The following is a 13,941-nucleotide window of genomic DNA, read 5'->3' as shown; positions in this document are numbered from 1 at the left end:
CAAGTGGAAAGGAACATCAAGGGGAGCTTGACCGTGCTGACCGCCACGCAACTCTACAATGCCGTTACCCGGTCCGGCTCGAACTACGCGACCTCGGTTGCTTCAGAAGCTTCGGTCAAGCAGCAGACGAGTTATTTCCTCGATAATATTGGCAGCGTGACCAGCGCGCAGCAGCTCGTCAACAACTCAAAGCTCTACAACTACGTCATGAACGCGTTTGGGCTTGGCAGCGAAATCAATGCAAAAGCCCTGATCATCAAAGTTCTCAATGGAGGCGATGGGCCGAACAGCTTTGCCGCCAGCCTCAATAATCCAAGCTACACGGCGCTCGCGACCGCCTTCAATTTCCAGGAAAATGGCGCGACGACGACAAGCTCGGAATCAGTCCAGCAGCAAACAGTCAGCAATTTCTACGAACAGACGCTCGAAAACAACGTCGGCCAGCAGAATCAGGGTGCGCAAATGGCGCTCTATTTCAAGCGGATGGCTTCGCAGATTACGAGCCCCTACAGCATTCTCGGCGATAAGACACTGTTGAAAGTCGTCGAGACGGTGTTCAACCTGCCCGCAACGCTGTCGCTCGAAAACGTCGATACGCAGGCAGGTGAAATCAGCCAATTGCTGAATATCAGCCAATTGCAAAATCCGACATATTTGCAAAAGTTCATCGGGCGTTTCACCGCGTCTTACGATGCGCAAAATCCGACAGGTGGCACCAGCGCGCCGCCGACAATCGCGCTACTTGTGTCGCAACCGGGCATCAGCCAGAGCCTTCTCCTGAGCATCGCCAACCTCAAGATGGGAGGATCGTAAAGATGCAAGGCGCGCCTTACGTTTCGCTTTCCGCGCAATTGACGCTGGAACGGCGGCTTGAATCCCTGGCGTTGAACGTCGCCAACATGAACACGGTCGGCTATCGCGCGGCTGGCGTCAGCTTCCACACCTATGTCTCGCGGGCCGGCGCCGATCCCGTCGACTATGCCACCGCTGGCAAGGACTATGTGACCCGGACCGAGGGGCCGCTGGAGCGCACGGACAATCCGCTCGACGTCGCGGTGCAAGGCGAGGGCTTCCTCGCGATCCAAACCCCCGCCGGCACGGTATATACCCGCGATGGGCGTATGCGCATGAAAGCTTCGGGCGAACTTGAATCGCTCGCCGGCCATCCGATCCTCGATGCAGGCGGAACGCCGCTCATTCTCGACCCCACCGCTGGCCCCCCGGTGATCGGCGGTGACGGAATGATCACGCAGGGCATCAATCAGGTCGGCGCGCTTGGGCTCTTTCAGATCGATCCCGGCGCGCGATTTAGCCGTTATGAGAATTCCGGGGTAATTCCCGACAGGCCCGCGAGCCCGATTCTCGACTTCAATACCAACGGCATCGTCCAGGGCCATATCGAAGGATCGAACGTCAATCCGATCATGGAAATGGCCAAGATGATGACGATCCAGCGGGCGTTCGAAAGCGTCACGGGCGGCTCCGAAAAGAACGAAAGTACCTTGAAAGACGCGCTGCCGATCCTCGGCGGAACATCGTGATTTTTCGGCTGCGGCCCCTCCAATGACGGCTTTGGAACGGCTCGAACTGGCCATTAATTACGGCCTCGAAGAAATCGGCGATCTTCGCATCGGCGGCTTTGTCAGTGAAGTTGCGCCTTCACATTATCGGATCACGGGCCTCTCGCAATTTCTCAAACTCGGCGAATGCGTCGGCATGGAGCACGACGGCGAAACCCAATTGGGTGAAGTCGTGCGTGTCGATGGTTCGGGCGCGACAGTCAAAAGTTTTGATGTCGGCGCGGCCGCGGGTCTTGGCGACAGCGCCTATCGAATCGGGCCTTTGCATCTTTCTCCCGATGTGAGCTGGAAGGGCCGCGTTATCGATGCGCTGGGGCGCCCGATCGATAGCCAGGGCGTGCTGCGGCGTGGTGAACATACCCGCTCGATCGAATCGCCGCCGCCGCAGGCGTTGAACCGGGCACGCGTGAAGACACCGCTGCGGACCGGCGTGCGCGCCATCGACCTCTTCATGCCGCTTTGCGCGGGCCAGCGTATCGGCATCTTCGCGGGCTCAGGCGTCGGCAAATCGACCCTCCTCGGCATGTTGGCGGGCGCCAAAGGCTTCAGCGCCGTCGTCGTCGGGCTCGTCGGCGAGCGCGGCCGCGAGGTCCGCGAATTTCTCGACGATTCGCTCGGCCAAAATCGCAAGTTGGCCGTAACCGTGGTCTCGACGGGCGACGAAAGTCCAATGATGCGTCGTCTGGCGCCGAAGACTGCGATGACCATCGCCGAATTTTTCCGCGACCGCGGCGAGAGCGTCCTGCTGATCCTCGATTCGGTGACGCGCTTTGCGCACGCGGCCCGTGATGTCGCGCTCGCGGCGGGCGAACCCGCCGTCGCGCGCGGCTATGCGCCAAGCGTCTTCAGCGATCTGCCCAAATTGCTGGAGCGCGCCGGCCCGGGCGTTGAAGGCAGCGGTTCGATCACCGGAATTTTCTCCGTTCTCGTCGATGGCGACGACCATAACGACCCCGTTGCCGATAATATTCGCGGCACGCTCGACGGCCATATCGTGCTTGACCGCGCGATCGCTGATCTCGGCCGCTTCCCGGCCGTCAATATCCTCTCCTCGATCTCGCGACTCGCACAACACGTCTGGACCAAGGAGCAGCAGACGCTGATCCTGAAATTGAAATCCATGGTCGCGCGTTATGAAGATACGCGCGACCTGCGGTTGATGGGCGGTTATCAGGCGGGACAGGATACCGATCTCGATCAGATCGTCGCGCTCGTGCCCAGGCTTTACGATGCTTTGACACAATCGCCGAGCTCGCCGCCCTCGCGCGATGCCTTCCGCGAACTCTCTGACGCCTTGCAAGCGAAGTGAGTTACGCGGCGCCGACGCTATCCGCTGCCGCCCTGTAACGAGGAGCGGGTTTAGCGTTTCCGAACTTCGTCGAAAGTTCTCGGCGTTCCGCCTCCCAGCGCGTCCATAGTTCACCTTCATGAAGGCCGGGGATGGTGACCTGTTCGCCGGCGTCGAGGCCGGCTAATGCCGCATCGACGCAATCCTCGGCCGACATGGTGATCTCGGAGGTTTTCTGCGGCGCGTAGCCGGCGACGTCCCAAAACTCTGTTGCTGTTGCACCGGGAAGGACCGTCTGTACGCGAACGCCCTTTTCAGCCAGATCCTTCTGCAACGAATGTCCGAAACTCAGGACATAGGATTTCGAAGCACTATAGACGCCATTCAAAGCCTCTACGGCGATGCCGACGACCGAAGCGATATTGATGATCGTACCGGCACCGCGCGCCGCGAATACGGGCGCAACCGCGTAGGTTAGACGAGTCAGAGCCGTGATGTTCAGCTCGATCATCGCCGCCATCTTGTCGACGTCAGCTCGCAGGATCGACGCGACGGAGCCGACGCCGGCATTGTTTACGAGCATAGTGATGCTCGGGTCGTCCCGCAGCACCGCCTCAACTTTCGCAAGGCTTACCTTGTCATTCAGGTCGGCGGGCAGCACCGTAACCTGACGGCCAGTCTCCCCGCGAAGCCGGCCTGCGACGGCGTTCAGCCGTTGTTCGTTTCGTGCCACGAGAATGAGGTCATAGCCGCGCTTGGCCAGACGATCGGCGTAGACAGCGCCGATGCCTGACGATGCCCCGGTGATGAGGGCGGCGCCCTTGGGGGAGGAACTGCTCATGGATGTACTCCTTCTATGGTCGCTCGGAACCGAGCCTGCAAAGAAGAGATACGCTTGCATCGTCGCGTCTCAAATGTCATATAAGCGGTGATTTAGGACACATGAGACATCCGTCATGCGTGACATCGCGTTCGTCGTATATCCGGGCTATTCCGTGATGGCGCTGGCCGTCGTCACGGCTTTTGAGGTCGCCAACATGATTGCCGACGACCCACCCTACGATTTGCACTTCGTTTCCGAGGCCGGCGGCCGCGTCGAAACTTCGTCCGGCATGACGCTCGACAGCGAGGCTTTCAGCGAAAGGCCGTTCGATACCCTTGTTGTCGGCGGCGCGACGATTCCCTCACCGTCGACGCCGGGATTAATCGCCTTCGTGAAAGACGCTCAAAAACGGCATAAGCGCATCGCCGCGGTTTGCACAGGAGCGTTCGTGCTCGCGGAAGCAGGTCTATTGGACGGACGGCACGCCACGACCCATTGGCTTCACGCACGGGAACTGCAGAGGCAATTTCCGAAAGTGAAGATGGATGAAGACCGGATCTTCATAAACGACGGCCCAATCTGGACTTCCGCCGGCATGACGGCCGGCATCGACCTCGGCCTAGCACTAATCGAAAATGATCTCGGCCCCGAGCTTGCGAAATCCGTAGCCCGCAAGCTTGTCATCTACCACCGCCGCGGCGGTGGTCAGTCGCAGTTCTCCACGCTCCTGGAGTTGTCGCCGAAATCAGATCGCATCCAGACGACGCTAGCCTACGCTCGGGAGAATCTTCACAAGCCGCTGACCGTTCCGGAGCTTGCGGATGTGGCTCATCTCAGCCCCCGGCAGTTCAGCCGGGCGTTCCACGCCGAAACAGGTCAGTCGCCGGCGAAGGCGATTGAAAATTTGCGGGTCGAGGCTGCGCGGAATCTCATGGAACAGAGCCGACATCCCATCGATATCGTCGCACGCCAAACGGGATTCAGCGACCGCGACCATATGCGGCGTGCCTTCTTGCGCGCCTTCGGAGAACCTCCGCAAGTCCTGCGCCGCAACGCACGACACGAGGCGATCGACCACCTCGGCTGATACTCGATCCTTCCGGCTAATGCGCCAGCCGTTCCAGCAGATCGCGGACATGCACCTGATCGGTCTTATAATTGCCGGTCAGCGTGTACATGACGAGATTGACGCCGCCGCGTAGCGCCAACTCATGCTGGCGCGTGCCGCCCGGCATCAGCGCATAAAGGCTGTCGCCGTTGTCGTCGGCCGCCCACCCGGCCGCGAGATCGTTCGCAGTGATGAGAATCGGTGAAACGCCATCGCCGGCGCGCGCCGGGCGTTGTCCATCGGCAGGATTTGGCGGCGGCAACGCTTCGATCCAGGTCTGCCCTGTCTCATAACGGCCGACGAAACCATCGATGAGATAAAACGTCTTGGTGACGACGTGATCCGGCGGGATCGGTTCCAGTTGCGGAACATCGACGCCATGCAGGAGCTGGCGCAGCCACAATGTCTCCGGCGTCGGCGGTCCGTCAGTATGCGCCGTCAAGGCGTCGCGGGTATCGAAGATGATCGTGCCGCCCTGTTTCATATAAGCGGCGACCTTGGCGATTGCTGCGGCGGACGGCTGCGGCCGGTCGGCGACGATCGGCCAATAGAGCATCGGATAAAAGGCCAGTTCGTCATGCGCCGGATCGACTCCGACCGGCGTGCCGGGAATGAGCGACGTACGCTGCGCCAGAACCTGCGAGAGGGTTGTGAGGCCTGCTTTGCTCTCGCCATCAACATCCGGATCGCCGCTGATGACATAGGCGAGCCGCGTATTGAGCGCCGATTGCAGATCGCTTTGCGACAAGGGCGCGTCCGCGCGGGGGGCAGCCCTGAGATGCGAGACAGGCCCGAGGCTCGCGGCCACGCCGATGACGACGATCGCCGCAGCAGCACGGCCAAACCGGCGCGACAGGCCGCCCGAAAGCCACAGCGAGGCCAGCGAATCGGCGATGAACAGCAAGAACGCGATTGCCAATAGAATCGGCCGCAAATCAGTCGGCGCCGCCTGCCGCAAAGCCTCTTGCGCGAAGCCGAGGCCGGAATAGTCAGCTGCCTGCAATGTCTCTGTCGCGCGCAAGGCATTGACGGCCAGCAATTGATCCGGCGGTCCGTAAAAGCCTGGTGGGTGGTCAGCGGTCGCAGCGCCTTCGAAATTGATCGGCACCGGCTTTGCGGTCGGCGGCGGCGCCCCGAGCACGCCGAACCCGTCGAGGATGCTCGTCGGCGGCACGCTTTCCACCTTCTCATTGCCGGCGTTGGTTGCGTCCGGTTTCGTAAGCACGGTCGAGAGATCGACGATCTTGCGCAGCATATCCACGAACAGGCCGGAGATCGGCAGGTTCGACCAGGTCGTATCCGCCGTCACATGGAAGAGCACAATCATGCCTTTGCCTTCGTGCGCGGCGGTGACAAGCGGCGTGCCGTCGACGAGATGCGCCCAGGTCTTCCCCGGCACATCGGCATCGGGCTCGGCGAGCACCTGACGGCGCACGGTCACATCTTTCGGCGTCGCCAGCCCGAGGAAGGGACTTTGCGTATCGAACGGCGCGAGCCGCTTGGGCGTCTCCCAAGACAGAGCGCCGCCCAGCACGCGGCCACCACGCCGCAGCCGTACCGGCACCAATCCATCAGACCCCGCCGCGAGCCGCGTGCCGGCGAAACGCAGAAGCAGCCCGCCGTCATCGACGAATTGCTTCAGGCGCGCGTAGTCCGTGTCGGAGAGCGTGCCGACATCGGCAAGAATCATGACCGCTGGATGCTGATCTAGCAGAACGCCGATCGGATCCGGCGTTCCGGGTGTCGCCTCGCGCACATCGGCGAAGGGCGCCAGCGCTTTGTGCAGATAATAATTCGGCGCCAGCAGCGGCAGCGAGACATCCGCCGTCTCGTCGCTGACGATGGCGACCGTGCGCCGCTTCCAACGCGCATCGAGCAAGGACACCGCGCCGGCAGAACGTTCGTCGAGGATTTCCAGCCGGGCGATGTCGTTGCGCAGATCGACCGGCAGGTCGAAGCTGGCTTTGGTTTCCAAGGAAGCCTTGGAGAATTCAAAACGTGTCTCGCCGATGGCAAGGCCTTTTGGATCAAGCGCGCGGACAATGCCTTGTGAGACACCCCCGGCCGACGCGCGCAGGACGCGGATTTTCAGGCCATCGCTCCGATTCTCGGGGCCGGCCAGCGCGCGGATCGCCTGGGGACTTGTCACCAACGTGATGCGAGCGCCAAGCCTCGCAAGCTTCTCCGCGAATTCGCGCGCGTGACCCCCGGCGAGCCCATCGGCAATCCAGACGATCTGCGTCTTCGGCGCGGCATCGACCAGCTTCTTGATCGGAATGAGCAAAGCGAGATGATCGGGCATATAGGGCAACGGCTTGATCGCGCGCAGCCGCTCGACGGCATGAGTGGCATCGCTAAGAACGATCTCACGGCCCGCATCAGACACCGCCGCCACCGCAACAAGCTCGCCACTGCGACCCGCGGCTTCGATCCGCTCGGACGCCGCGGCCTGCCGTGTGTCCCAGGACGGCGCCGCCGCCCAGCCATCATCAATCACGACAAGCAAGGGCGCCTTGCCGCCTGCGCCCGTAGGCAACGGATTGAGCACCGGACCCGCCATCGCGAGAATGAGCGCCGCCGCTATGGCCAGCCGCAGCAACAAGAGCCACCAGGGCGTGCGCGCCGCCGTCTCATCCTGCGGCTGCAGATCAAGAATAAGCCGCAGCGGCGGGAACGGCACGCGATTTGGGTTCGGCGGCGTAACGCGCAGCAGATAATACAGCACCGGCAAGCTGGCGAGCGCGAGCAAAACGGCGGGGAAAGCGAAAACCAGCGGCAGCCCGAACATCAGCGCGCCATCCCCGCGATGTCAGCATCGAGCCGCAGCCGCAGCGCCAGCAAAGCCTCGGAGGCTGGACGATCCGTCCGATGCAGCAGAAGCGTCCAGCCGAGTTGATGCGCGGCCTGCCGTATCGCCTCGCGATGCGCGGCGAGACGGGCGATGTAGTCGCGGCGGAAACTCTCCGCCTGCCCGACACGCAGCCGCGACGAGGAATCAACGTCGAGAAATTCCGTGTGGCCGGCGAAGGGAAATGTCTCTTCGGCGGGATCAGCGATCATCACCAGATATCCATGCGCGCCGCGTGCAGCGAGCGCCTTGATACGCGCGGCGATCTGCGCGGGCTCGCTCAAGAAATCGGAAATCAGCAGCGCATGCGAGCGCGGCGGCAGCATGAGATTGGGCGCCAGCTCAGCCGCCTGATAGCCGGCAGCACGTTCTTCAGCGATCATAGCCTCGGCGAATTGCGCGACGATGCTGCGCGACGCCAGCGGTCGCGTCAGGCCGAGAAGGCTCACTCGTTCACCGCCGCGCACCAGCAGATCGGCCGCTGCGAGGCCGAGGACGAGCGCGCGGTCGCTCTTCGATTGACGCGCGAGATTGGAGATGAAACCCATTGATGGCGAACGATCGATCCAGATCGCCACACTGTGCGCCGCTTCCCATTCGCGTTCGCGGATATAGATCCGATCGTCGCGCGCCGACCGGCGCCAATCGATGCCTGTCGTCGATTCGCCGGCGACAAAGGGACGAAACTGCCAGAATGTTTCGCCGATACCCGCGCGACGGCGCCCGTGCATCCCATGCGTGACGCTCGCGGCGACTTCCTTCGCGGCGACAATCAGACTCGGAAGCTTGGCGGCCAAAGCGAGCGCGCCGCCTTCGGTGGAAGCGGAAACTCGCTGCTCGGCGCGATCAAGCAGGCGCAGATCGCTCATGCTCAGGTCAGCTTCTGAGTCAATTTCGCAATGATGCCGGGGATAGTCTCGCCCTCGGCACGCGCGGCGAAGGTCAGTGCCATACGATGCTTCAACACCGGCTCAGCGAGAGCCAAGACATCGCTCAGCGACGGCGAAAGGCGGCCATCGACAAGTGCCCGCGCCCGGATCGCAAGCATCAGCGATTGCGCGGCGCGCGGCCCCGGGCCCCAGGCGATATGCTGCGTCAGCGTCTTGTCGCCTTCGCCCGGCCGGGCGGAGCGAACGAGATCAAGGATCGCTTCCACAACCTGCTCTCCCACCGGCAGGCGCCGCACGAGACGTTGCGTCGTGAGGAGATCGTCGGTCGTCATCGCCTGGCGTGCTTCCTGATCCTTGTCGCCTGTCGTCTCGATGAGAATCTGCTTTTCCGCCGCGCGATCGGGATAAGGCACATCGATCTGCATCAGGAAGCGATCGAGCTGCGCCTCTGGCAAAGGATAGGTGCCTTCCTGCTCAAGCGGATTTTGCGTCGCGAGAACGTGAAAGGGATTGGGGAGATCATGCCGCTCGCCGGCGACGGAGACATGATGTTCCTGCATCGCCTGAAGCAGCGCTGATTGCGTGCGCGGGCTGGCGCGATTGATTTCGTCGGCCATCAGCAATTGCGCGAAGATCGGCCCCGGCACAAAACGAAAGCTGCGGCGCCTGTCGGCACTCTCTTCCAATACCTCGGAGCCGAGAATGTCGGCCGGCATCAAATCTGGCGTGAACTGTACGCGGCGCGCATCAAGGCCAAGAACCTTGCCGAGGCTTTCGACGAGTTTTGTCTTTGCAAGTCCGGGCACGCCGACGAGCAGACCGTGACCGCCCGCGAGTAATGTCACAAGCGCTTCCTCGATCACCTGATGCTGACCGAAGATCACCGCACCCAATGCGGCGCGCGCAGCCGCGATCCGGTCAAGCGCAGTTTCCGCCGCGCGCGATACAGCGGCTTCGAGAGATGTCGTATTCGCTTCGGCCATTCGCGATCTCACCTTGGACTTGGAAACATAATTGTGGACCTTTTGGATGGCAAAGACCACCAATCTGACGGTGGGTGATCAAAGAGAGGCCGAACGGCGTAGATTAAAGAAATTTGTGGCAGGACAATGCCTTATTGTCATGATCTTATCCTGCAATTGAGCGACCATAAATCGCGGAGCTTGGCCCCTAACATAACGTGGAGTTAATGTGGCGCATGAGCTACCTCGCGCACATTCTTCAGCCCGACGAGAAAGTCCTGTTCGACGGGCATCTGCATTGGATCATCTACAGCCGTGCAATTCTCTTTGCTTTGCTCGCCGGACTTTGTGGAGGCGCGTTGTATTTTCTGGGCGATCAGCAAGGGCTGAAATTTTCAGCGCTCAGCCTCGCCTTTATTTTTGGCGTGATCGCCATCGCTTTCGCGCTTCACGCCTGGTGGCGCAGCTTCATGACGGAAATCGCGGTGACGACAAATCGCGTGATTTACAAGACAGGCTTCATCCGCCGCTACACTGTCGAAATGAACATGGACAAGGTCGAATCGGTCGACGTCATTCAACCTTTGCTCGGCCGACTGCTCGACTATGGTTCCGTCCGGGTGCGCGGCACGGGCGCGAGCCTTGAGCAGCTCGATCATGTCGCCCATCCGCTCGCATTGCGCAGCGCGATCACGGCGCGCTGACGCGTCATTTACTCACCACTCTTAGGTATCGCATTCAGTGCGGCATTGCGGATCGCATCCGCGGCCTTTTCCGCCGCCTCAAAGGCAGAGCGCGTGATCTCCTGACCCGCCTGGAAATTAGCCATCGCTGCATTATTGGCCGCGTCGAGCACGTGATTGAGACCCGAGGCCGTTTTGGTAGCGATGTCGGCCGGCGGTGCGGTCGTCACGTTTCCACCGGCATCCGCGATATCGCTGCGCATCTCCGCCATGCGCGCGCCCATCAACTGCACATGTTCGTTAAACGCCTCGAACATGGAAGCCATGAATTTCGTCTGGATCGAAACCAGATCTTCAAGCGTGCGCGCACCCTGCAGATCATGGAGGAGCTTGTTATTGCGCTCGAAGTTGGCAGCCGAAATATTACTGATGTCCTCGGCCAGCACTTGCAGCGACTTGACGGGCGAGTAGCCGGCGATCGACCCTGCCTTCGATCTGGGTTCGCGAATTTCCATGGGCGTCCTCCACTAGGGCTGACGCCGGTTGTCCCGGCGTCAGGATTTTTGGGAAGCCTAGCCTATCGCGAAGCGGAGATCGATAGCACTTTGGTTAGGCGGCTATCGCCGCCGCAAGCCAAAGATCAGGGAAACGATCAACAGGATGATCGCGATCCAGAAGAGAACATGAGCGACTTCCGACGCCGTGCCCGCGACGCCGCCGAAGCCGAGCACACCGGCGACGATCGCGATAACAAGAAAGATCAGAGCCCAATACAGCATGTTGCCGAAATTCATCGCGCGCTCCCTCGCCCGATCGCGCGTCGGCTGAAGCCGAGCCCGGGTCCGCGCGGATCATGCGGTAGAAAATCTGAAAACCGAGGCGTAGCTTCAACGGCTCGCGACACCGCGCAGTTCCCGCAATGCTCCGGATCATAAGCCGTGGCGTGCGAAAGGTTACGCGGCGTCTGCGGTTTGCTGCAACGCGGCAGCGATGGCTGCCAAAGCCGCTTGCGCGCTGCCGCCATCCGGGCCGCCCGCCTGGGCGAGATCACGGCGACCGCCCCCACCCTTGCCGCCTAGCTTCGCGGCCGCGGCCCGCACAAGCGTCACCGCATCGAAGCGCGGCGTCAGATCATCGGTGACGCCAACCACCACGCCGGCTTTGCCCTCGACGTCGATGCCGACGATGGCGACGACGCCGGAGCCGAGACTTTGCTTCGCCTCATCCGCCAGCGATTTCAAATCTTTCATTTCGACGCCGGAAACCTCTTTGCGGAAGAACTTGATGCCGCCGACATCCTCAATTGGCGCTTCCGCAGCGCCGCCGCTCATCGCCAGACGCTTGCGCGTATCGCTCAATTCGCGTTCGAGCTTGCGCCGTTCGTCGAGAACATGCGCGAGTCGCGCACCGGCCTCGTCCTCAGGCGCCTTGAGCAGATGCGCCATTTCCTGAAAGCGTTGCGCCTGGCTGTTCAAATGATGGCGCGCGGCGAGACCTGTCTTCGCCTCGATGCGGCGCACGCCCGCCGCGACCGGCGATTCCGCGATGATCGAGATGAGGCCGATGTCGCCCGTGCGCCGCACATGCGTGCCGCCGCACAATTCGATGGAAAAAGCGGCGTTGCCGCGAGCGCCGTCTGCCGTCTCCAGCGGATCGCCCATCGAGACGACGCGAACCTGATCACCATATTTTTCACCGAACAAAGCCCGGGCGCCGGATTCAATCGCCGTATCGACATCCATCAGCCGCGTTTCGACCTGCGCGTTTTGCAGCACGATTCGATTTGCGATGTCTTCCACCTCGGCAAGTTCTTCGGCCGAGATGGGCTTTGGGTGCGCGAAATCGAAACGCAGACGATCCGGCGCGACGAGCGAGCCCTTTTGCGCGACGTGATCGCCGAGGACCTGACGCAGTGACTCATGCAGAAGGTGCGTCGCGGAATGATTGGCGCGCACGGCACCGCGGCGGCTGTGATCGACGTCAAGCTCGACCGAAAGATCGACGGTCGCATGGCCGCTTTCGACCGTGCCGTCATGCACAAACAGATCGCCGAGCTTCTTGTGCGTGTTGGTCACGCGGAAGCCGAGATTCGACGCGCGGATCGACCCTGTGTCGCCGACCTGACCGCCGGACTCGCCGTAGAACGGCGTCTGATTGAGGATTACCTGCCCGGTTTCGCCAGCCGCCAGCCGCTCGACCTCGCGGCCATCCTTGAGCAGTGCGACGATGACGCCTTCGGCACTTTCGGTTTCATAGCCAAGGAAGTCGGTCGCGCCGACACGTTCTTTCAGCCCAAACCAGATCGATTCGGTCGCAGCCTCGCCCGAGCCCGCCCAGGCCTTGCGCGCGTCTGCGCGCTGCTGCTGCATCGCAGTGTTGAATCCTTCGACATCGACGCCAAGGCCGAGTCCACGCAACGCGTCCTGCGTCAGATCAAGCGGGAAGCCGTAGGTGTCGTAAAGCTTGAAAGCCGCCGCGCCGGGCAACACGCCGCCCTTCGGCAGATCGCGCGTTTCCTCGTCGAGGATCGTAAGTCCCCGCGCCAATGTGTTGATAAAGCGCGTCTCCTCCAGCCGCAGTGTCTCGACAATCAGCGCTTCGGCACGAATGAGCTCTCGATAGGCCTGCCCCATTTCGCGCACCAACACGGGCACCAGCCGCCACATCACCGGCTCGCGGGCGCCAAGTAGCTGCGCATGGCGCATGGCGCGGCGCATGATCCGGCGCACCACATAGCCGCGGCCCTCGTTCGACGGCAGAACGCCATCGGCAACGAGAAAAGCCGAGGCGCGCAAATGGTCGGCGATGACACGATGGCTCGCCTTTTGCGGTCCATCCGGATCGACCCCCGTGGCTTGCGCGACGGCAAGCACCAGGGCGCGCATAAGATCGATATCGTAATTCGATTGAACGCCCTGCAACAGCGCGGCAATACGCTCAAGCCCCATGCCGGTGTCGATGGAAGGCCGCGGCAGGCCCACGCGCTCGCCGGGCGCGAGCTGCTCATATTGCATGAAGACCAAATTCCAGAATTCCAGAAAACGGTCGCCATCCTCGTCGGGACTGCCGGGTGGACCACCGGCAAGCTTGTCACCCTGATCGTAGAAAATCTCAGAACAGGGACCGCAGGGGCCAGTGTCACCCATCGACCAGAAATTATCGGAGGTCGGGATGCGGATGATCTTCGAATCGGGGAAGCCGGCGATCTTCTTCCAAAGATCGAAGGCTTCATCGTCAGTGTGGTAGACGGTGACGAGCAGCTTGTCCTTGGGCAGACCGAAGACCTGCGTCGTCAGTTTGTAGGCAAGCTCGATCGCCTCGGCCTTGAAATAATCGCCGAAGGAAAAATTGCCGAGCATTTCAAAGAACGTGTGATGGCGCGCGGTATAGCCGACATTGTCGAGATCATTGTGCTTGCCGCCGGCGCGAACGCATTTCTGCGCCGTCGCGGCACGCGTATAGGGCCGCTTTTCGATGCCGGTGAAGACGTTCTTGAATTGCACCATGCCCGCATTGGTGAACATCAACGTCGGGTCGTTGCGCGGAACGAGCGAAGAGGACGCGACGATCTCATGCCCATGGCGGCCGAAATAGTCGAGAAACGCAGTCCTGATCTCGTTAACGCCGTTCATAATCTGCATCCATGCACGCGGCGAACGGTAAAATTCGCCGCGGCCATCCAGGCGGAAAGGGGAGCACGTCTTCTAGCTTTCCGCTTCCGCCCTGTCGAGCGCCGGCGCGGCGTCGATGCAGGAGGCT

General features: G+C 61.6%; 12 protein-coding genes. 5 read left to right on the top strand and 7 right to left on the bottom strand.

Annotation, left to right across the window (positions count from 1 at the left end; translation table 11 throughout):
* The first annotated feature begins 33 nt into the window (after positions 1-33).
* Genes WDN02_RS11365 through fliI form a run of 3 tightly spaced genes read left to right on the top strand, consistent with a single transcriptional unit; the run spans position 34 to position 2,889 of the window.
* The gene (locus WDN02_RS11365; protein WP_337294926.1) at positions 34-813 is read left to right on the top strand and encodes a DUF1217 domain-containing protein; all 780 of its coding nucleotides are present in this window, start codon (positions 34-36) and stop codon (positions 811-813) included.
* Positions 814-815: 2 nt separating this feature from the next.
* Positions 816-1,541, top strand: a complete 726-nt coding sequence (flgF, locus tag WDN02_RS11360) for a flagellar basal-body rod protein FlgF (protein WP_337293596.1) — start codon at positions 816-818, stop codon at positions 1,539-1,541.
* Between the two features lie 22 nt (positions 1,542-1,563).
* Positions 1,564-2,889 carry a flagellar protein export ATPase FliI gene (gene fliI, locus WDN02_RS11355; protein ID WP_337293595.1) on the top strand — a complete coding sequence of 442 codons (1,326 nt, stop codon included), beginning with the start codon at positions 1,564-1,566 and terminating at the stop codon, positions 2,887-2,889.
* Between the two features lies 1 nt (position 2,890).
* On the opposite strand, the gene WDN02_RS11350 is transcribed toward fliI, so the two are convergent.
* Positions 2,891-3,709: an SDR family oxidoreductase gene (locus WDN02_RS11350; protein ID WP_337293594.1), complete on the bottom strand. Its 819-nt coding sequence runs from the start codon at positions 3,707-3,709 to the stop codon at positions 2,891-2,893.
* Positions 3,710-3,824: 115 nt separating this feature from the next.
* Here WDN02_RS11350 and WDN02_RS11345 point away from each other — a divergent pair, with 115 nt between their 5' ends.
* Positions 3,825-4,778, top strand: coding sequence for a GlxA family transcriptional regulator (locus WDN02_RS11345; RefSeq protein ID WP_337293593.1), 954 nt, complete (start codon positions 3,825-3,827; stop codon positions 4,776-4,778).
* Positions 4,779-4,794: 16 nt separating this feature from the next.
* On the opposite strand, the gene WDN02_RS11340 is transcribed toward WDN02_RS11345, so the two are convergent.
* The 3 genes from WDN02_RS11340 to WDN02_RS11330 are packed head-to-tail and all read right to left on the bottom strand — an operon-like array spanning position 4,795 to position 9,520.
* A complete protein-coding gene (locus WDN02_RS11340) occupies positions 4,795-7,587 on the bottom strand; it encodes a DUF4159 domain-containing protein (protein WP_337293592.1) in 2,793 nt (930 codons plus the stop codon).
* Positions 7,587-8,516, bottom strand: a complete 930-nt coding sequence (locus WDN02_RS11335) for a DUF58 domain-containing protein (RefSeq protein WP_337293591.1) — start codon at positions 8,514-8,516, stop codon at positions 7,587-7,589. The genes WDN02_RS11340 and WDN02_RS11335 overlap by 1 nt, the downstream gene beginning before the upstream one ends.
* A 2-nt stretch (positions 8,517-8,518) precedes the next feature.
* Entirely contained in the window at positions 8,519-9,520 is a 1,002-nt protein-coding gene (locus WDN02_RS11330; RefSeq protein ID WP_337293590.1) for a MoxR family ATPase, read from the bottom strand.
* Positions 9,521-9,735: 215 nt separating this feature from the next.
* On the opposite strand from WDN02_RS11330, the gene WDN02_RS11325 reads away from it, so the two are divergent.
* The gene (locus WDN02_RS11325; protein ID WP_337293589.1) at positions 9,736-10,203 is read left to right on the top strand and encodes a PH domain-containing protein; all 468 of its coding nucleotides are present in this window, start codon (positions 9,736-9,738) and stop codon (positions 10,201-10,203) included.
* 8 nt (positions 10,204-10,211) lie between these two features.
* Here WDN02_RS11325 and WDN02_RS11320 read toward each other — a convergent pair whose 3' ends face one another.
* From WDN02_RS11320 to alaS, 3 genes are all read right to left on the bottom strand, one after another.
* Entirely contained in the window at positions 10,212-10,697 is a 486-nt protein-coding gene (locus WDN02_RS11320) for a phasin family protein (protein ID WP_337293588.1), read from the bottom strand.
* Positions 10,698-10,799: 102 nt separating this feature from the next.
* Complete coding sequence (locus tag WDN02_RS11315; RefSeq protein ID WP_337294925.1) at positions 10,800-10,961, bottom strand: DUF1328 domain-containing protein; 162 nt, start codon at positions 10,959-10,961, stop codon at positions 10,800-10,802.
* Positions 10,962-11,135: 174 nt separating this feature from the next.
* A complete protein-coding gene (gene alaS, locus WDN02_RS11310) occupies positions 11,136-13,814 on the bottom strand; it encodes an alanine--tRNA ligase (protein WP_337293587.1) in 2,679 nt (892 codons plus the stop codon).
* Between the last annotated feature and the right edge of the window lie 127 nt (positions 13,815-13,941).

It is taken from the genome of Methylovirgula sp., assembly GCF_037200945.1.
GTDB lineage: Bacteria > Pseudomonadota > Alphaproteobacteria > Rhizobiales > Beijerinckiaceae > Methylovirgula.
Note: the sequence above shows the minus strand (reverse complement) of the source record. Positions and strands in the feature narration are given on the sequence as shown.